We start from the raw sequence: 18,396 nt of genomic DNA on the forward strand, positions 1-18,396 counted from the left end.
GCCCACTCAACCACTGCGTCTTGCTCGACAATCCAAAGACAATTGAGAGGCTAGGACTTTTGTCCCACTCTCTTCTTCACATATTGTTCAACTGGATAATCTGCTGGATCTAAGCGCACCGTTCCTCCTGCCACTAGTTGGGCTAGATGCCACCCAATGAGGGGACCTGTTGTGAGGCCGGACGAACCTAGTCCACTAGCGACATAGAGGCCTGCTTGATTAGGAACCGCTCCCCAAAATGGTGAAAAGTCACTGGTGTAGGCCCGTGTTCCCACGCGCTCGCCGACAACTGTCGCTTGAGCTAGTTCTGGATAGTAGGCCAAGGCTTCTGTTTCCATCTGATTGAGCAGAGCTTGATCCACCGTCAGGTCAAAGCCCATCTCATTCTCATGAGTGGCTCCCATACTGATCTTGCCCTTTTGGAAGGGAATGATATCCAGCTCTCCTTCCGGCATGACCACAGGATAGTCATCAGTATCTAGGTCTAGCTGATAATCCCGCAACTGTCCTTTTTGGGGACGGACATCTACTTGGTAGCCAAGTGGCTCGAGCACCTGACTCAGCCAGGCTCCTGTCGCTAGGATAACTTGGTCATAGCTTTCTCCTGCTATCTGATAGCCATGATCCGAGGCGGAGAGATCAACCTCTTCCTTGATGACTCTTGCCCCACTTGCCTTTAGAAGGGTTTCCGTTAGAAGGGCTCCCTCTACATGGGCCCCACCTGATGCATAAAGGAGATTCTCAAACCCTTGCAGACCTGGGAATTGTTGGGCCACTTCTTCTGTGGTCAAAATCGATAAGTCTCCGATTAAGGGAGATTCTTCCCGTCGACTCAGCGCCAACTGATAGAGTTCATCTAATTTCTCTTCCTTCTTCTTAAGGAGATAGACCCCTGTCTGCTGGTAAAAGTCTGTTTCGATTCCGTCCTTGGCTAGGTCCTCTACCAATTCTTGGTAAAAATCAGCTCCCAGACGAGCGAGGCGATACCAGGCCTTGTTCCGCCGTTTGGAAAACCAAGGGCTAATAATGCCTGCCGCTGCCTTAGTTGCTTGGCCGACTCCATGGTCATAGACAGTCACATCCACTTGTGCTTCTTTGGATAAATAATAGGCTGCAGTGGATCCTACGATCCCTGCACCGATAATGGCTACTTTCATCATGACCCCTTAGATATGGTAAAAAGGATTGGTGCTAGCTTGACTGCCAATCACTTCAATCTCCCACGCTTCCTCAGCCTTCCACTGATTGAGCTTTTCTACTAGTTTCGAGACAAAGAGAACTTCGATATGGTGCCCTGGATCCAAGGCCAAGAGCCCATCGCTCAGCATGTCTTGAGCCGTGTGGTAGTAGATATCTCCTGTGATATAGACCTCAGCCCCTTTAGCGAGAGCATCCTTATAAAAGGACTGGCCACTTCCTCCACAGATGGCGACACGCGTAACAACCCGATCCAAATCAGTCTGGTCATAACTGACCAAGCGCAAAGCATCTAGTCCAAAAGTTTCTTTGACCTTTTCAGCCAACTGACCAAAGGTTTGGGCGGACACCTGACCAATCCGGCCGATTCCGAGTCCTTCCCCTGTCATGCTGAGGGGCTCTGTATCTTCAATGTCCAAGAGTTGGCAGAACCAATCGTTGAGACCATCTGGGACAATGTCAATATTGGTATGGCTGACATAGACTGCGATATCATGCTTGATCAGGTCAATATAGATCTGATTTTGAGCCCGATCTGCTACCAGATCTTTGATGGGACGGAAAATCGGTGCGTGCTTGACGATGATCAAGTCTACCCCATGGGCGATAGCTTCTGCCACCGTCTGCTCCCGAATATCTAAGGCTACCATGACCTTATGGATGTCTTTATGCAGCGTGCCGACTTGTAGACCACGGACATCTCCCTCCATGGATAGTTCCTGAGGACAGTAGGCTTCATAGCGTTTGATGACTTCACTTGCTAGCATTTAGGACCTCCTTGATTTGTGCGATGCGCTCTTCTAACGATGCTCTGGCAGATTGATTCTCAACTGGGACTTGCTCCAAGGCAAAGGCCAATTTTTCCACTTCCTTGGACCACTTTTGGACAAAGGCTGGAGTTTGTTCCCGCATCAAATAGGGACCAAAGCGCAGTTCCATAGCTGTCAACTCTTGAGAACCCTGTTCCACTACAAGGATCTCATAGAACTTCTCATTTTCTTCCAAGATCGCTTCATCAACAATGCGGAAATCATGGTCTACTAACCAAGCCCGCAATTCATCCTCTCGATTATTGGGCTGGAGGACCAAGCGGGAGACATTGGCTAATTTTTCAAGGCCTGCCGCTAGGATATCCGCAATCAAGCGTCCTCCCATACCTGCAATAGTGATACAAGAAATGCCGTCTGCTGGTTCAAAGGCAGCCAAACCATTGGCCAGGCGGACTTCAATCTTGTCCTCTAAGCCATTATCGGCGACATTTTGCAGGGCAGACTGATAGGGTCCCTCTACCACTTCACCAGCAATAGCAGCCTCAATCTTACCTTCTTGTAAGAGGGCGATTGGTAGATAAGCATGGTCACTCCCCACGTCCAACAGACGCGCTCCAGCTGGGACGAAGCTAGCCACTAAGTCCAAGCGATTTGATAATTTTGTAAATTCCATGTGCTACTTTCTAAACTTTTATTCCATCCCTTAGTATACCATGTTTGCACCATTAAAAAAAGGCGCGACGGCGCCCTTTTCTTATGCATTAATTTCCTTATAGTCCACTTCCAAGCCACGTTTCACAGCTGGGCGATTGGCGATTTTCTCTGTCCAGGCTTGCAAATGCTTGTATTCCTTCACATCTAGGAAAATTCCGGCACGATCCCAGACCTTGTCTTGGGCTAGACGGCCATACCAAGACCAGATGGCAATATCTGCAATGGTATAGTCATCCCCTGCGATATAAGGTTTGGTCGCCAATTCCTTGTCCAGCAGGTCCAATTGGCGTTTGGCTTCCATGGCAAAACGGTTGATGGCATACTCAATTTTTTCAGGAGCATAGTGGAAGAAATGACCAAAGCCTCCACCTAAGAATGGTGCCGCACCCGTCTGCCAGAAGAGCCAGTTGAGCACTTCTGTCCGCTTAGCAGGATCTGTCGGGATTAAATGGCCAAATTTCTCCGCTAGATACAAGAGAATATTGGCTGATTCAAAGACCCGAATGTCTCGGTCGCCTGATTGATCCAACATGGCTGGAATTTTTGAGTTGGGATTGATGGCTACAAAGTCACTACCAAACTGATCTCCCTCACCAATCTTGATGCGATAAGCGTCGTAGCCTGCATCCACTCCCAACTCTTTTAATTCTTCCAGCATAATGGTCACCTTAATCCCATTTGGAGTTGGAAGGGTATAGAGTTGGAAAGGATGATCCCCTTTTGGAAGAGTTTGTTCAAAGCGGGCACCTGCTGTTGGTTGGTTCAAGCCACCCCAGGCTCCTCCCATTTGGTTTGGTGCTTCCCATACTTCTGGTAATTGATAATCTGACATCTCTTTTCTCCTTTGTCTATGTTACTACTAGCATATCAAATCCAGTCGCTACTTTCAAAAATCTGCTACGCTGGCTTTACTTGACATTTCTTGGCAAAATGATAGTATAGAAAAAATACATTTTGAAGGAGAAAAAACATGTCCACGATCGACTTTCATAGTTTGGCAAAGACAGAACTACACTGCCACTTAGACGGTTCCTTGTCTCTTCCGACCATTCGCCAATTGGCAGCCATGGCCAATATTGACCTCCCTGCTAGTGATGAAGAGCTCAAGCACCATGTCACTGCACCTGCCCACTGTGAGAATCTTTTGGACTATTTGGAGGCCTTTGACTACATTCGCCCTCTCCTTCAAACCAAGGAAGCCTTGACCCTTGCTGCTTACGATGTGGCCAAGCAAGCTGCTCTCGAAAATGTCGTCTACATTGAGGTTCGTTTTGCCCCAGAATTGTCCATGGACCAAGGGCTCACTGTCCCAGAAACTATCGATGCTGTCTGTGAAGGACTGCGCCAAGCCCAGGATGAATTTGGCATTGTCGCGAAAGCCCTGGTTTGTGGTATGCGCCAGTCGGATCAAGAACTCACTTCTCGCATCCTTGCTGAAGCTAACCAGGTTAGGGATCAGGATTTTGTTGGCTTTGACTTCGCTGGGGATGAGCACAACTATCCCCCACAAGCCATTGATGCCCTCATCCAACAGGTCAAAAGTTACAACCGTCCCATGACCCTGCATGCTGGCGAATGCCACTGCCCAGCCAACGTCGTTCAATCCATGGCCTATGGCATCAAACGAAATGGTCATGTGACCTTGCTAGCGGATGAACCAGAACTTCTAAAAGAGTTTGTGAAAAATGGGGTCACCGGTGAGCTCTGCTTGACCAGTAACCTTCAAACCAAGGCAGCTGCCACTGTGGCGGACTTCCCTTACCTCAAGATGAAGGAAGCACAAGCCCATATCAGTATCAATACCGATAACCGCACCGTCTCTAATACCGACCTGACCAAAGAATATGCCCTCTACCATCGCCACTTCCATACGACGCCAGCTGACTTTTACCAGCACAATGTCGATGCCATCCAAGCTTCCTTTGCTAGTGACGAAGAAAAGCAATCACTCCTTACCAAACTTGAAAAAGCTTACGCGGACTATTTATAAACGAAAAAAACTAGCACTCAAATAAGAGCTAGTTTTTTTAATCTTTCCACAAATCCATCGCCTGTAAGAAATCATCTGAAACTGTGACATTTTCAGGCTGAAGGGCTTCCCGTTCTTGTTGTTTGATTTTTAATTGTGTCAAACTGGTAATGCCCTCCCGTCGCCAATTGCGCAGGATGGCCTGGATGTATTTCCAGTGTGGCTTGCCATTAAAGACAGCTTCTCTCAAGGCAGCCTTTACAATATCAGGGTCTGTTTGATCCTGCTTGACTGTCTGCGTCAAATCTTCGATTTCAAATGGCGTCAATAAACGTCCCAACTCCTGCTCAAAGGTTTTGACTAAATCAGCTAGTTCATTTTCTGCTTGCTTGCCTTGCCCACGCTGTGCGGTATCTGTCTTACTTTGAAGTAAATCATCCAAGCGCTCGAGGGCAATGGTCGCATCAAAAAGAACTTCAATCTCCCCATCTAGCTCAATGGTTCGATATTGGAGCAAACCTTGGTTGGTCAGGCGAGACATGGACTGGTTAACTTCTGTGACCGACTTGCCAATCGCATCTGCAATTTGATTAGGTGTGAGGCTGGATTGGTTGGTCGTGTTTTGCAAGTAAAAGAACTGCCAAACCAGAAAATCCTCTGCGTCTTTAAATAAATGGTGATAATGGAAAAGTAAGGCACTTGGTAAAACCAAATTGCCCGACTTAAATGCTTGTGAATATGTCATACTACCCCTTTATAGGTAACCATAAAATGAAATATCTTTTTCTAACTCCTCCAAACGATAAGGAGTTTCTTGGTAAACTGCATAATTGATCCAATTACTAAAGAAGTTGGCTGCCGCTAAGTTCCACCGCATCCGAGGTTCCCGACTACTATCATCCTGATCGTAATAATTCTTCGGAAGATCTGGATTCAAGCCTGCTTTGACATCCCGCTGGTATTCCTTGGCCAAGGTATCACGGTCATACTCCAAATGGCCAAAACTATAGACCTCCCGAAGGTCTGGACTGGCCAGGATGGATAGTCCTACTTCACCCCCCTGAGCCAGGACTTGCAAGTTACTCTTCTCTAGCACTTCCTTGAGGGGGACATCTGTATAACGTGAGTGAGGGGCCAAAAAAGCATCGTCAAAGCCACGCATTAAGCGATTCTGAGGATTCATGACTGTTTGCTCATAGATCCCAGATAGCTTGTCGCAGAGAGCTACTTTTTCAATCCCATAGCGGTAATAGAGACCAGCTTGCGCACCCCAACAAAGATGCAGGGTTGAAAAAACATGGCGTTTCGACCAAGCAAAGACCTTTGTTAGCTCCTCCCAGTAATCCACTTCCTCAAAGGCTAATTTCTCTACTGGAGCTCCCGTAATAATCAAGCCGTCATAATAGTTCTCTTTAATATCCTCAAAGGATTTGTAGAAGACTTCCATATGTTCTGCCGCTGTCGTCTTAGACTCATGGCTGGTCATATAGAGGAAATCCACATTGATCTGCAAGGGAGTATTGGCCAAGAGGCGTAACAGTTGAGTCTCAGTGGCTACCTTAGTCGGCATGAGATTCAAAATCAGAACATTCATCGGACGAATATCTTGGTGAGTTGCCCGAATATCATCCATGACAAAAATATTTTCTGAGCGAAGAATATCAACTGCTGGTAATTTCTTATCTAAGGTAATTGGCATAAAAAGCTCCCATCTTACAAGTTGTTACCTCTTATTATAAGACAGGAGCATATAGTTTTCAATTATGGTTTTTCTCTATCTAGATATAGCTCTAAACTATATTAGTAATGCATCAAGACCTTGTAATCGTAGTCTCCGATAGCTTCGCGGCCTTTGAGATCATCGAGCTCGATCAAGAAGGCACAACCTGCAACCACTCCACCGAGTTTTTCGATCATTTCGATGGTTGCTTTAACGGTACCACCTGTTGCCAAGAGGTCATCGACGATGAGAACGCGTTGACCTGGTTTGATAGCATCAGCATGCATGGTCAAGGTATCCACACCGTATTCTTTTTCGTAGTCAGCTGAGATGACTTCACGTGGCAATTTACCAGGTTTACGAACAGGCGCAAAACCAATACCTAGCTCGAAAGCGACCGGACATCCAACGATGAATCCACGCGCTTCAGGGCCGACGATCATATCGATCTTCTTATCCGTCGCGTATTGAACGATTTCACGAATCGCATAACTATAAGCATTGCCATCTGCCATCAAAGGGCTGATATCACGGAAGGTAATTCCTTCTTGTGGATAGTTCTCAATGCTTGCAATGTAATCTTTTAAATTCATGGTTAACTTTCTTTCATAAAAAAATTTTTATATTCCATTATACCATTAATTCTACTAACGTGCATCATTTTTTACTAAATCATTTTCCCACCCTCCTGCAAAGAAAGCAAAATCCCACATCCGAAAAAGATGTGGGATTGGATTCGAAAAAATCTCTTACTTCTCTTCTACCAATTCATTGTACTGGATTGACATATCGCCCAGATTTTTCAAAGAATAGCGCGAGCTTCCATTCTTGAACCAGGTACCAAGGATGTATTGTTCGGCGACCTTCTTGCTTTGGTTTCGAAGCCAAGTAAGGTCTTTGCCGTAGGTAGCAAGTTTCTGTAAAAAATCACTTCCTTCAACTGTTTGATTATCCTCGTAAAGATACACTTTTTCTTGAATCAATGCTCTTTTTTTAGAATTGTATTTGAAGGACATCCGAATGGATGCATTTTCGTTTAGATGGTATTCATGCCAGTAAACCCATTCAGAACTGTCTCGAAACATCATGACAGATAGGTCTTCCTGACCACCAACGATGTCATCTGAATAGGGGTACATTTGAAATCCTTCATCCTCCTTCCAGATGCGATCACTCCCGATCGTTTCTGTAAAGGGCCTAAACATCACATAGCGCATCCAGCTGCCATTTTCAGCGTAGTTGATTTCTTCCATGGGATTTCTCAAACTCCAGTAGATCCCCAGCCAATAGAGGGCAAAAAGGAGGAAAGGGCTGAGCCAGAGAAATATTTTCTTTTTGTTCATTAAATCGATTCCGTTAAATAGTCATAAATTTCTTGCACAGATCCTAAAGCCATGAGTTCCTGGTCTTTGACCGTCTGCACCAAATCCTGATAAATGGAACTAGAGGCAATCTCCTTCTTCTCCGCGTCCTTGTTGACCGTCATGATGCCATTTTCAATCTGGACAAAGCCTAACTCTTGGAAGATTTGGATCATCTTAATCAACAAAACTTGTGGAATCTTGAGGTAGTCAGATAGTTGGCTGAGCTTATGGCGAATATCAAACTCAGGGAACTGATACAGCGTTTTGTAGAGTTTGGCATACTGATCGCGACTCCCGTAGCCTGTCAGGTAATAGGCCTTGTCTAGGTGATTTTTAAAATAAACCGCTTGGAAGTTCTGTTCTTGGAAGAGGGCTTTCAAGTCAGCCAGGTCATCGGGTATGCGATCGATGACAATGGCAGGGGAATCTTCCCCTTCTTCCAATTGACTAAAGAGGGGAATAGCTTGTGGGAGAGGAGCATTTTTCCCTCGGATATTATAGAGCTGTACTCCTTCTACACGGGCATCCACCACCATCAGTTGCAGGGTAGTCTGTCCATTCCACTGATTGACGGACAAGGATACCACCAACTCCAAGTTTTTCGCTTGGGAGTACTCCAATTCCAAATGGCCCTGGCCAAAAGCCACCACATCAAAGCGGGCATCCCCTTTTTGAATCTTCAACTTCAGATGGCTATTGCCGGCCCCCATAGTCCGGCTAGACTCCACTTGAAAATCACGAATGTAAAAGACTGGCTTCTTATGGTCCATCCCAAAAGGAGCGAGACGGTCAAAACTCTTCAAGGTATCCAAAGTCAGCTCTTCTAGGTCCAACTCCTCATCCACAAAGAGTGTGGATTTGGCCGTCAGGTCAATCCCTTTTTCTACAATATAGTCAGAAAAAATCTCGGTCAGACGAGGGATCTTGTCCACTTCCAAAGTCATACCAGCTGCACCCGCATGGCCTCCAAAGGCGATAAAGAGATCACGATGCGGATCTAGGGCTTCAAAAATATGGACACTTTCGGGACTTCGTGCACTTCCCTTGGCCTTGCCTTGGTCTATGGTGAGGACGATGATAGGCTGATGGAGCTCTTCAAGTAGTCGACCGGCCACAATCCCTAGGACACCAGGATTCCAGCCTTCTTTTGCCAAGATTTGGACAGGAAGGCTTGGATCCACCATGGCTTTGGCCTCATCGTAGATGGCTTGGACGATCTCCTTGCGCTCTTCATTCTTGGCTTGAATCATCAGCGCAATTTCCAGCGCTTCTTCGTCATCAAAACCAGTCAAGAGTTCGACCGCTGGATTTGGGTCATCCAAGCGGCCCAGCGCATTGAGACGAGGGGCAATCTGAAAACCAACTGTTTCTTCATTTACATCTTGAGGGGCGATGGAGGCCAGCTTGAGCATTTCCTGGAGGCCAATCCGTTGGGTTTGACGAAGGACACCTAGGCCATACTTGACTAGAATGCGGTTTTCATCTGTCAGACTGACCATATCCGCAATGGTCCCAATGGCCACCAAATCAAGGAAATCTAGGGGCACCTCTTCTAGGAGGGCACAAGCCAACTTAAAGGCAACCCCACAGCCTGCTAGGTGCTTAAAAGGATAATCGGCATTTGGATGCTCGGGGTGAATGATGGCATAGGCATCGGGCAAGACTTCTGGCATGGCATGGTGGTCGGTCACGATAACATCTACTCCCATGCTTTGGGCCAATTCAATGGCTTCATGACCAGCTACCCCGTTATCCACTGTAATAATGAGGGATATTCCCTGCTGTTCAATAAAATACTTGTAGACACTGGCATTGGGACCGTAGCCTTCCGTAAAGCGGTTAGGTAGATAGACGGTTACTTCCGCCCCCATCTGCTCCAGGGTTTCCTTCATAATAGAAGCGGCCGTCATCCCGTCCGCATCATAGTCCCCATAAACTAGGATTTGTTCATAATCTTCAATGGCTTGGCGAATGCGATCCACTGCCTTGTCCATATCGTGAAGCAGGTAGGGATCATGCAGATCTTCTAGCCGAGGTTCAAGAAAACGATCCAGCGCCTCTTCCGTCTGGATCCCTCGTTCTCCCAGTAACTTGGCTGCAGATGCTTCTAATCCTCTCTTCTTTGCTTGCGCCAAAAAAGTATCATCTGAAAAGGGCGCAGCAAACTGCCATTCATATTTTGACGTGATCATCTCGGTCCTTGTCTCCTGTTTTTCTTATCAGCATATTATAACATGAAAGCCGGGAATCCGGAAAATGAAAGCTAGCTTTGAATCAGTAGGGGTAAAATCTTCTATCCCAGGTCTTAAAAATCAAGCTTAGCCCAGCTCCCAAACTGCGTCTGTTACAAGTCTTCTTCCAATCTTTTCAATCTTTTTAACCTACGAAAAACCTCCCAATAAAAAAATCCTACTATTTTTTATTATTTAGATACAAATTACTTGACACTGCAAAGGATTGTAATATAATATAAGAGGCCTAAAATTATAGGGAAAAAGATCGTTCGGTTTTTCAGCCGTCTTGGTTTGGAATCCTTGACTTTATGGCCATTGGAGTTATTAATTCTGTGTGTGGAAAGGACAATCAGTTTTTTATTTTAAGATGTCACAGTCGACTTTCGCTTTTCTCTGGCTACAACGATGGTCTCTACCATTCAGTCCTAGCAGAAAAACCGTCATAAACATCTAGCCGACTTTTTGTCGGTATAGAACTGGACACGCTTAAAATGTGTGGAAAAAAAGTGATATACTTCCAAACCAGGAAAAAGGAATGGAGGAACAAGTGAAAACTTTCTATAAAAAATTATTCGCGTTTGTAGCAATGATTAGTGTAGTTGCTCTTGGCTTGTCAATCATTAAGCCAGTTTCTGCAGCAACTGTTACACCAACCATTACAAACCTTAAAGCAGATACATCTGGTCAAAAGGTCAATTTTTCTTTTGACTGGGACTTAACAGGTATTTCTGTTAAGGAAGGTGATACGTTTACTATCGACGCTCCAGAAGGTGTCAATATCACCAAACTTGCAACGGAGTCACTTCAAGCAAACGGTGCTGAAGTAGCTACCTTGTCGATGACAGACAAAAAGATTACTTTTACCTTTAAAAAAGCAATCGAATCCATGAACCAAAACGTTAAGGGTGGTTTCTCATACCAAGCAGTGTGGGATAGTACTCCAGGAAATCCTGGAAACAAAACCGCAACTTCTAAAGTTGGTTCAGAATCCGTTGTCATCACTCGTCCTGATGGACCTGGCGTATTTGAATCTGTTTTGAACAAGTACAACCTTACTGGTGACTATGTATCTAAAGAATTCAAACTCGATGCATCAGAAAACTATGCATGGATGAACGTTGGCGATGACTACTACCTTACAAAATGGTTCATCCGTATCAATGGCGATGGTAAAAAACAAGCCATCACAAATCCTGTTGTATCAGATAAAATCCAAGCTTCAGCTGTAGATTACTCAAAAATCACTTTTAAAACACCTGCTAATCACGCTGCAAGTGAATTCTTCGTTGGAACTTACTTGAAACCATCCTTCACATTAAGAAAAGGTGGACAAGTGGTTGCTTCCGGATGGGACTTCTGGCAACATGTGACATTTGATCCAGACGGTAATGGATTTACTGTGAACTTATCAGATGTCAGTGATGTCTTTAAAACAGCTTCAGATGAAGAAATCATTGTTGAATACCAAACAATCATTCCTAAAACAACTATCCGTGTTGATAACAACGCTACCTTGAAAGCTGACGAAATCACAACACCTCAAACAGACCCAGCATTCTGGAACAATACAGAGTTGAAATTCTGGGTATCTGGTGATACAACTGTGACAGTTCAGAAAGAGTGGGTTGGTGACGAAGAAGCTGACCGTAAAGATATCACTGTTCAATTGTATGCTGACGGCAAAGCTTTAGAAGGAATGACACAAACTCTTACAAAAGCTTCTGGTTGGCAAGCAGCATTTACGAAATTGCCAGGTATCAAAGACGGTAAGAAGATTGAGTACTCAGTAGTGGAAACAAATACACCTGAAGGTTACACTTCTAAAGTTGAAAAAATTGATGATGCAAACGTGATTAAGGTCGTCAACACATCAAACAAACCAACTACAACGACTACAACGACTACAACAACCACTACTACTACAACCACTACTACAACAACTACTACGCCTGGTGAGCCTAAGACTACAGTAACTACTACGCCTGATGAGCCTAAGACTACAGTAACTACTACGCCTGATGAGCCTAAGACTACAGTAACTACTACGCCTGATGAGCCTAAGACTACAGTAACTACTACGCCTGGTGAGCCTAAGACTACGGTAACTACTACACCTGGAACACCACCTACACCATCTACAACACCTGAAGGACCTACTACAACACCTGAAGGACCTACTACAACACCTGAAGGACCTACTACAACACCTGAAGGACCTACTACAACACCTGAAGGACCTACTACAACACCTGAAGGACCTACTACAACACCTGAAGGACCTACTACAACACCTGAAGGACCTACTACAACACCTAGTACAACACCTAAAGGACCTAAAAAGAATGGTTCTACTACCACTACACCTGAAAATCCAACTGGACCGAACGCTGGAGGCAATGGTGGCGGACGTAAGAAACTTCTTCCAAGTACAGGTGAAGTTGTCGCAACAGGTCTTGTTCTTACAGGAGTATTGGTCTTGGCCGGTGCCGTTGTATTGAAACGTAAAATGACTGATAACTAATTCAGTTCAGATAACCACTATTAGCTTGCACTAGCTCCACCTCCTAGTCACTAATAGCACGAGAGAGAATCACATTCTCTCTCTTTTTTATGGACCTATGACGATAGAATAAACTAGAAAACCAAGTCCTACCTCATTCTCATTTTTCTGTCCTAGAGGTTATATAAAAGAGCCTGTGAAAACTTCACTAGGCTCTTTTGTATCTTCACTTATATTCCAGTCTATTTCATATATGGGAATGTTTCTATTATTTTCTTCCTTAATTTTTCATTTTCTATCTTTTCAATATTGAGGACCTTTTGAAATTGGAGCACATCTTGAATCACATGTTCTTGCCCATCTTTTGAAAACTCGGCGGGAATGGTTAAATTTTTAAAAAGATCTCTCCTTATGTATCCTTCTGGTGTTTCTTCGTAAAATATATTCATAAGAGCCAACTCAAAATTAGTACTGTTTTTTTGAGGCTGAGATTTGAAGTATTGAAGAAATTCTTCTTTATTCTGAACAAGGTGCTCTTGCCCATCTATTGAATAATCAGCAGGAAGCGTGAAATCTTCAACAAATGAATTATAGGGACTTGTTAGTAATTCTAAAAAGGAGAGACGAAACTCTACATCTTCCTCGCCTAAGAAATACAAAACGGAGCGATAGTGATTTTTCAACATCTGATAGGCCTTTGGATAGGCTGCTGCTAGAGATATTTTGTATCTTTCAGTCTCCCTAAAACTTTCATTAAACCTAAGTTGTAATCCTCTAGAAATATAGTCATTTCCTCCGAAACCAGATAATCTCGTTTTTGGCATAAGAGCGAATGGATGTCTATTCTCAAGTCTCTGTTTTGACTCCGTTTTAACTTCTTCAACACTTTTACCAGAGGAACTCTTTTTAGATATTTTTCCTGTTTTTGCATCAATCAGCCCCAGCTCAACCGGATACTGTGAAGTCTCGTTAAACCCCTCCGTAACAACTTTCATAGTTCCATTTTCAATCACTGCTTTTGATTCCTTGGGTGCTAACATAGTAATAATAAAGTAGGCTTCATTATCCTCTGTTTCATATATTTCTCCTGAAATATCGAGTGGGATATATTTCTTATTATAGTCACGCACCATTTTAAAGACATCATAGGTTTTAGGTTTTAGTTTTCGATCCTTCGTGTCGTATACATCAATCAACCAATACTCCCCTTCTTTGGGCTCATTGTAGCTTAGATAAGGCGCCGAATCTGGTGCAGTACGATAGCGTGAAAACTTATCACTACTCGCTTTTAACTTATAGCTTTCTTGCATGATATAGCGCTCACCACTTGCACCATCATGTGTATTAAGTTGGTACGCAAATTGTGGTTTACCTTTATTAACTTCTTCAATTAATTCTCTCTCATCACCATCGTCCCACTCGATAACTAGTGCTTCCCCATTATGAATAAATTCATAGTCCTTAATGACTGGCCTCGGTTTCCATTGAACATACTGACGCAATTCTCTTTCACGAAGTTGTTCTTTGATAGAGTACACAGAGGCAACCACCACGACGAATAAAGTAAATAAAAACAACTTTGACTTAAATAACTTGGGCATAAACAACTCCTCCTATTCACTAGCTCCTACCAACTATTTTACCATGATTCTTATAAAGTGTCAGTGGTTGAAAAAAAGGATTTCCACTCTTGGAAATCCTTGCATTAAGTGAATACTGTCTGATAGAAAAACTCAAAGTAAACCAACATGAGACTGGACCGACTCTTCTAGTCCATCAATTCCTTGCTAGAAGTATTCCTTATTTTTGAATAACCCATTTCGCGTCATCATTAACGGCTCTAGATGCTCCATCCCCATCTGTTAAATAGTTTAGCTGACTCCTCCGCCTCAAGGACTGTTAGCTGGTAGTCATTTAAAGTATTATTCAGCATATAAGCAGATTTTCCTTGGGCATCATAGAGTTCGACATTGGAACAATTCGAGGTATTTGAAACGGTTAGATGAGTTGGATTTGATATGGTTACTTTTCCATGAAGATCATTTTTGTTACACACTTCTGTGACAACCTCTTTGGCTTTTTGTAGTCACTAGGTGTCATGCACTTACAGCTAGTGACTACAAAGGCAAGAAAGAAAAAGTAGAAGCCCCGCCAATAGTTTGGAATAGTTGCATTTCATATCCTAACTTCCTTATGAAATTTACAAAATGCGTGTTCTCATTTTAGTTCTGATCGGAACTCTCTTTGAAATATTTGAAAAACTCTTCTTTATTCTTTACAACATGCTCCTGACCATCTTTTGAATATTCTGCTGGAATCCTGTAATTATAAAATAATTTGAAGGTGTCCGAACCTGCCCTTGGATAGAACAGCTCTAGGATAGATATATCAAAGTTGAGATCTTCTGGTCCAAGAAAGTATAGGTAGGCTTCCTCACCCTTTTCATAGTCTCCATCTGTTCTCTCATTATGCCCCTTACTTAAAATAGAATAGACTTTCGGGTAAGTAGACTTTAATGGAATCGTCTCGTTTTCATAATCTTTTATTTTATATCTTAAACGTGAATCAGAAAAAGAGATTTTCGAATCAAAATTATAATTCGGATTAGATTCAAAGGGATGAGTTACTTTATAGTTTTTTTCATCATCATCTCGAAGTTGATCATACTCTTTTCCTGATGATGTTGTAAGTGAAATCTTTCCTGTTTTAACATTCATTAAGCCGACTTGGGTATTGTATTCCGTCTCCACATGAATATCGCCTGGATCAAACACATATTTAACTTTCGATCCTACTAAAATACCGATAGAAAGATAGGTTTCTTGATCATCCTTATCATAATATAAAGAGCCAGTATTTGTAGCCAATGGAAGATAATCTTTATTGAGATCTCTTACAATTTTGAACATATCAAATGTTTTCTTTTTTATTCTATTATCTGAAGTGTCGTAAATATCAATAAGCCAGTATTCTCCTTTTTCCGGTTGCTTACTCCTATTATTGATACTATCGATACCAGAACCACCGAGAGTTTGATACTTTCTATTACGCCCAGGAGTCCAAGCATCTGTTTTTAACTTGTAGCTTACTTGTGCAATATAATTTCCACGATGACTTCCCTCTATAGGTCTCTCTACACTAATTTCCCTATCGTAATCTTGTGCCTCTAGAGCCTCAGCTAATTCTTTTTGAGTTTCCCATTGGATTGCAACTGCTTTTCCATCTCCTATAAATTGAGATTCAACCAGTTTAGGACGAGGTTTCCAACTGATAAATTGTGTCAGTTCCCGTTTATGAAGTTCATGCTGTATCTGCAATCCCCCTATTAGTAGGAGAAAAACCAACAATAGATAAAACTTAAATGATTTCAAAATCTTCTTCATTCCATGGCCTCCTAATCTCACCCTCATTTTACCATCAATACCCTCTTTTGTCAGTCAAATATATAATAGAGAGTGGGACAGAAATCGGTAATTCGTTAGAATTCGATTTCGTCGTCCCACCTCCGCACAGTTGAGTAGGGCTGTAAAAGCTGATGAAATCAGCGTAGTAGAGCCCACTCAACCACTGCGTCTTGCTCGATAATCCAAAGACAATTGAGAGGCTAGGACTTTTGTCCCAGCCTCCATTTAAGTAGCATTATAAAAATAGATTTATTAAATCTTATTAGGATACCCAAGAAGTCTCTTTTTAGTTTTGATCTTCCATTCCGTCCTGTTGATCTTCATAAAAAACAACTTTCCCATCTTTCACTTTGAAGGAGTAACTGAGCGTGTCTTCCGAATCATCTTTATGATTGGAATAGTAGAAACTATAGGAACCATTCGGTAGTTTGCTCGCATCTAGCTTTTTAGCTGCCTTTTCTAGGTCTTGCTCCTTAACGGACACGTCATCATCTACATAAATGGTCATACGGATTAACTCTTGATCGATCAAGGTTTGAAAAGGAATTTGATAGTAGCCGGCAAAGTCTTTTTTCCCTTCTTTGAGATTTTGACTTGCAATGCTATCCAGGATTTCCTCTTTTTCTTCCTGATAAAAGTTACTTAAAAAGATAGAGAATTCAATTGGAAGGCCGAGAGATTGCTTCTTTATTTCCTTCTCTAGTTTTTCCTCGATATTTTTTATGGATTTCTGCTCTAAAAACACTTTCTTATAGTCTGGAAGAAAAATAATAGATGAACTTGACCAGTCATCATGAAAAGTTGTTTCATTTTCCAATCGTACCGTTTGATCATCGTAGGTTTTCTCAGAGTAGGTGTAGCTTACATGATAAGTTGGGAATTCTAGGGCAGTCCAAGATAACTTGGTGATGGTTACTTTTCCATGAAGACCAGCTTGAGCAAGCTCACTGCTAACAACTTCTTTAGCCTTTTTGTAATCACTCGATGTCATGATCTTACAACTGCTTAGAACCATCGTTAAGAATAAAATGGGAACTAGGAGTAAAAGGGAATAACCTTTGTTTTTCATAGGTCTACCTCCAAAAATAGAAAACTTCCAAAAGTTAGATAGAGGACTATATAGGATGAAAGATTCTCACAAGTTGAAATGCTCATCAACGTATTCATTTATCTAGCTCTATTCTACCATTATTTACAAGGAATGTCAGGAAAAACAAGAAAAGAGGCTGGGACAAAAGTCCTAGCCTCTTAATTGTTTTTGGATTGTCGAGCATGACGCAGTGGTTGAGCGGGCTCTACTACGCTGATTTCATCAGCTTTTACAGCCCTACTCAACTGTGAGGAGGTGGGACGACGAAATCGAATTCTAACGAATTATCGATTTCTGTCCCACTCTCTCTCCGTCAATTATTATAAATCATCCCTGTACAGGCTTGCTCTGAAAGTTCAACAAAGCCCAGGGATTGGTAAAAGGCAAGATTCTTCTCGCTCCGTTCCGTGGCGAGGAGTCGTTGGTAGACATTTGGAAAGGTCGCTAAAGCCTCTTTTAAAAGTTTCCTTCCGATGCCTTGGCGCTGGTGATCTGGTCGCACCAAGAGATCCTGCACCAAAAGGACCGAGTGGCCATCTCCTACCAAGCGAATGTAGGCAACGAGCTCTTTCTCATCATAGACGGCCAACTGCCAGAGACTGGCTTTGACAGCTTCTTCTATCATAGTTGGATTGTTGATATAATTGGTCCAGCCAACCGAGCTGTAGAGCGCGACTAGGTCTGTCATCACTGGAATCTCTTGTTTGTACTCTAACATCTTAACTCCTTTTTAACCTATAGTGCTGGAAAAAGGCCATATCCCGATAAGGGGACTCCTGGCAAACGGCCAGTTCTATCTGAAGCATGGACTCTCGCCATCCTTCTTGGTCCTTGAAGCGATTGTCCTGCAAGGCATAAAAGACACGAATTCCTTGGTAGTCCTGGATTTCGAGGAATAGGTCTTCTACTGCTCTATCTAAATCATAGGCCTGGGCCAAGCCCATGGAGTGGGTTTCCAAATCTTGGCCGGCTAAGAGATCAAGCGCCTTCTGAGGATCATTTTCAAAGACGACAGTCTGTAGGACGCGCCCAACTTCATTGTGCTTGACAATGGAGAGGAGGCCACCTGGTTTCAAGAGCCGGGTGAATTCTTTGAGAGTCACCTTGCGATTCCCTACATACTCCAAGACATTGTGGCAAAGGATGACATCAAAGCTGGCATCTCCAAGACTTGCCAACTGATCCAGACTTCCGACCAGTTGCTGGTAGGGATGGTCTTGGACCCGCAAGGCCACCATTTCCTCATTGGGCTCCACAGCAAGGACGTCATTGTCTTGCGCCAAGTGGTTAGCCACCAGGCCGAAGCCACTGCCGAAATCAAGCACTCGCTTACCTTTGATGTCTTTTAATTGTTTAAAAAGGATATCATAATAGATTTGTCCCCAGGGTTGGCGGAGGTTCTCTAAATAAGCTTGAATATTGGCTGCCATCCGG

Annotated in this window: 16 protein-coding genes; 2 read left to right on the top strand and 14 right to left on the bottom strand. The window is 43.2% G+C overall.

Annotation, left to right across the window (positions count from 1 at the left end; all coding sequences use genetic code 11):
* Positions 1 to 50 precede the first annotated feature (50 nt).
* From I2C87_RS04330 to yghU, 4 genes are all read right to left on the bottom strand, one after another.
* Positions 51 to 1,160 carry an NAD(P)/FAD-dependent oxidoreductase gene (locus I2C87_RS04330; RefSeq protein WP_195324065.1) on the bottom strand — a complete coding sequence of 370 codons (1,110 nt, stop codon included), beginning with the start codon at positions 1,158 to 1,160 and terminating at the stop codon, positions 51 to 53.
* Between the two features lie 6 nt (positions 1,161 to 1,166).
* Complete coding sequence (locus I2C87_RS04335) at positions 1,167 to 1,964, bottom strand: Nif3-like dinuclear metal center hexameric protein (RefSeq protein ID WP_048717353.1); 798 nt, start codon at positions 1,962 to 1,964, stop codon at positions 1,167 to 1,169.
* Positions 1,951 to 2,640 (bottom strand): tRNA (adenine(22)-N(1))-methyltransferase, encoded by a 690-nt coding sequence (locus I2C87_RS04340; protein WP_048717351.1) that lies wholly within the window; start codon positions 2,638 to 2,640, stop codon positions 1,951 to 1,953. Before I2C87_RS04340 ends, I2C87_RS04335 begins: the two co-directional genes overlap by 14 nt.
* 81 nt (positions 2,641 to 2,721) lie before the next feature.
* Positions 2,722 to 3,513, bottom strand: a complete 792-nt coding sequence (gene yghU / locus I2C87_RS04345) for a glutathione-dependent disulfide-bond oxidoreductase (protein WP_048717349.1) — start codon at positions 3,511 to 3,513, stop codon at positions 2,722 to 2,724.
* A gap of 138 nt (positions 3,514 to 3,651) precedes the next feature.
* Here yghU and add point away from each other — a divergent pair, with 138 nt between their 5' ends.
* Positions 3,652 to 4,671 (top strand): adenosine deaminase, encoded by a 1,020-nt coding sequence (add, locus tag I2C87_RS04350; protein WP_195324066.1) that lies wholly within the window; start codon positions 3,652 to 3,654, stop codon positions 4,669 to 4,671.
* Positions 4,672 to 4,708: 37 nt separating this feature from the next.
* Here the strand turns inward: add and I2C87_RS04355 are convergent, their stop codons facing one another.
* The 5 genes from I2C87_RS04355 to recJ all read right to left on the bottom strand — a co-directional run bounded on the left by I2C87_RS04355 (position 4,709) and on the right by recJ (position 9,926).
* Positions 4,709 to 5,395 carry a DnaD domain-containing protein gene (locus tag I2C87_RS04355; protein WP_195213999.1) on the bottom strand — a complete coding sequence of 229 codons (687 nt, stop codon included), beginning with the start codon at positions 5,393 to 5,395 and terminating at the stop codon, positions 4,709 to 4,711.
* Positions 5,396 to 5,404: 9 nt separating this feature from the next.
* Positions 5,405 to 6,349: a homoserine O-acetyltransferase MetA gene (gene metA / locus I2C87_RS04360; RefSeq protein WP_195324067.1), complete on the bottom strand. Its 945-nt coding sequence runs from the start codon at positions 6,347 to 6,349 to the stop codon at positions 5,405 to 5,407.
* A 101-nt stretch (positions 6,350 to 6,450) separates the two neighbouring features.
* The gene (locus I2C87_RS04365) at positions 6,451 to 6,963 is read right to left on the bottom strand and encodes an adenine phosphoribosyltransferase (RefSeq protein ID WP_003002788.1); all 513 of its coding nucleotides are present in this window, start codon (positions 6,961 to 6,963) and stop codon (positions 6,451 to 6,453) included.
* 156 nt (positions 6,964 to 7,119) lie between these two features.
* Positions 7,120 to 7,713, bottom strand: a complete 594-nt coding sequence (locus I2C87_RS04370; protein ID WP_195214001.1) for a TipC family immunity protein — start codon at positions 7,711 to 7,713, stop codon at positions 7,120 to 7,122.
* On the bottom strand, positions 7,713 to 9,926 hold the full coding sequence (recJ, locus tag I2C87_RS04375) for a single-stranded-DNA-specific exonuclease RecJ (protein WP_195324068.1): 2,214 nt from the start codon (positions 9,924 to 9,926) through the stop codon (positions 7,713 to 7,715). Before recJ ends, I2C87_RS04370 begins: the two co-directional genes overlap by 1 nt.
* Positions 9,927 to 10,503: 577 nt before the next feature.
* Between recJ and I2C87_RS04380 the strand changes: the two genes are divergently transcribed.
* Positions 10,504 to 12,489, top strand: coding sequence for a Cna B-type domain-containing protein (locus tag I2C87_RS04380; RefSeq protein WP_229046191.1), 1,986 nt, complete (start codon positions 10,504 to 10,506; stop codon positions 12,487 to 12,489).
* Between the two features lie 221 nt (positions 12,490 to 12,710).
* On the opposite strand, the gene I2C87_RS04385 is transcribed toward I2C87_RS04380, so the two are convergent.
* From I2C87_RS04385 to I2C87_RS04405, 5 genes are all read right to left on the bottom strand, one after another.
* Positions 12,711 to 14,069, bottom strand: coding sequence for a hypothetical protein (locus tag I2C87_RS04385; RefSeq protein ID WP_195324069.1), 1,359 nt, complete (start codon positions 14,067 to 14,069; stop codon positions 12,711 to 12,713).
* Positions 14,070 to 14,690: 621 nt separating this feature from the next.
* The gene (locus I2C87_RS04390) at positions 14,691 to 15,851 is read right to left on the bottom strand and encodes a hypothetical protein (protein WP_195324070.1); all 1,161 of its coding nucleotides are present in this window, start codon (positions 15,849 to 15,851) and stop codon (positions 14,691 to 14,693) included.
* 307 nt (positions 15,852 to 16,158) lie between these two features.
* Complete coding sequence (locus tag I2C87_RS04395; RefSeq protein ID WP_229046194.1) at positions 16,159 to 16,863, bottom strand: hypothetical protein; 705 nt, start codon at positions 16,861 to 16,863, stop codon at positions 16,159 to 16,161.
* A 412-nt stretch (positions 16,864 to 17,275) separates the two neighbouring features.
* On the bottom strand, positions 17,276 to 17,680 hold the full coding sequence (locus tag I2C87_RS04400) for a GNAT family N-acetyltransferase (protein WP_195324072.1): 405 nt from the start codon (positions 17,678 to 17,680) through the stop codon (positions 17,276 to 17,278).
* A 1-nt stretch (position 17,681) separates the two neighbouring features.
* Positions 17,682 to 18,392, bottom strand: a complete 711-nt coding sequence (locus I2C87_RS04405; protein WP_195324073.1) for a class I SAM-dependent methyltransferase — start codon at positions 18,390 to 18,392, stop codon at positions 17,682 to 17,684.
* Positions 18,393 to 18,396 lie beyond the last annotated feature (4 nt).

Origin of the sequence: Streptococcus sp. 1001283B150225_161107_H12, from assembly GCF_015552665.1 — a bacterium.
Classification (GTDB): Bacteria; Bacillota; Bacilli; order Lactobacillales; family Streptococcaceae; genus Streptococcus.

Bases quoted from the DNA above. Each gene is read 5' to 3' on its own strand.
- I2C87_RS04330 (WP_195324065.1), bottom strand. From the start codon at position 1,160: ATGATGAAAGTAGCCATTATCGGTGCAGGGATCGTAGGATCCACTGCA.
- I2C87_RS04335 (WP_048717353.1), bottom strand. From the start codon at position 1,964: ATGCTAGCAAGTGAAGTCATCAAACGCTATGAAGCCTACTGTCCTCAG.
- I2C87_RS04340 (WP_048717351.1), bottom strand. From the start codon at position 2,640: ATGGAATTTACAAAATTATCAAATCGCTTGGACTTAGTGGCTAGCTTC.
- yghU (WP_048717349.1), bottom strand. From the start codon at position 3,513: ATGTCAGATTATCAATTACCAGAAGTATGGGAAGCACCAAACCAAATG.
- add (WP_195324066.1), top strand. From the start codon at position 3,652: ATGTCCACGATCGACTTTCATAGTTTGGCAAAGACAGAACTACACTGC.
- I2C87_RS04355 (WP_195213999.1), bottom strand. From the start codon at position 5,395: ATGACATATTCACAAGCATTTAAGTCGGGCAATTTGGTTTTACCAAGT.
- metA (WP_195324067.1), bottom strand. From the start codon at position 6,349: ATGCCAATTACCTTAGATAAGAAATTACCAGCAGTTGATATTCTTCGC.
- I2C87_RS04365 (WP_003002788.1), bottom strand. From the start codon at position 6,963: ATGAATTTAAAAGATTACATTGCAAGCATTGAGAACTATCCACAAGAA.
- I2C87_RS04370 (WP_195214001.1), bottom strand. From the start codon at position 7,713: ATGAACAAAAAGAAAATATTTCTCTGGCTCAGCCCTTTCCTCCTTTTT.
- recJ (WP_195324068.1), bottom strand. From the start codon at position 9,926: ATGATCACGTCAAAATATGAATGGCAGTTTGCTGCGCCCTTTTCAGAT.
- I2C87_RS04380 (WP_229046191.1), top strand. From the start codon at position 10,504: ATGGAGGAACAAGTGAAAACTTTCTATAAAAAATTATTCGCGTTTGTA.
- I2C87_RS04385 (WP_195324069.1), bottom strand. From the start codon at position 14,069: ATGCCCAAGTTATTTAAGTCAAAGTTGTTTTTATTTACTTTATTCGTC.
- I2C87_RS04390 (WP_195324070.1), bottom strand. From the start codon at position 15,851: ATGAAGAAGATTTTGAAATCATTTAAGTTTTATCTATTGTTGGTTTTT.
- I2C87_RS04395 (WP_229046194.1), bottom strand. From the start codon at position 16,863: ATGACATCGAGTGATTACAAAAAGGCTAAAGAAGTTGTTAGCAGTGAG.
- I2C87_RS04400 (WP_195324072.1), bottom strand. From the start codon at position 17,680: ATGTTAGAGTACAAACAAGAGATTCCAGTGATGACAGACCTAGTCGCG.
- I2C87_RS04405 (WP_195324073.1), bottom strand. From the start codon at position 18,392: ATGGCAGCCAATATTCAAGCTTATTTAGAGAACCTCCGCCAACCCTGG.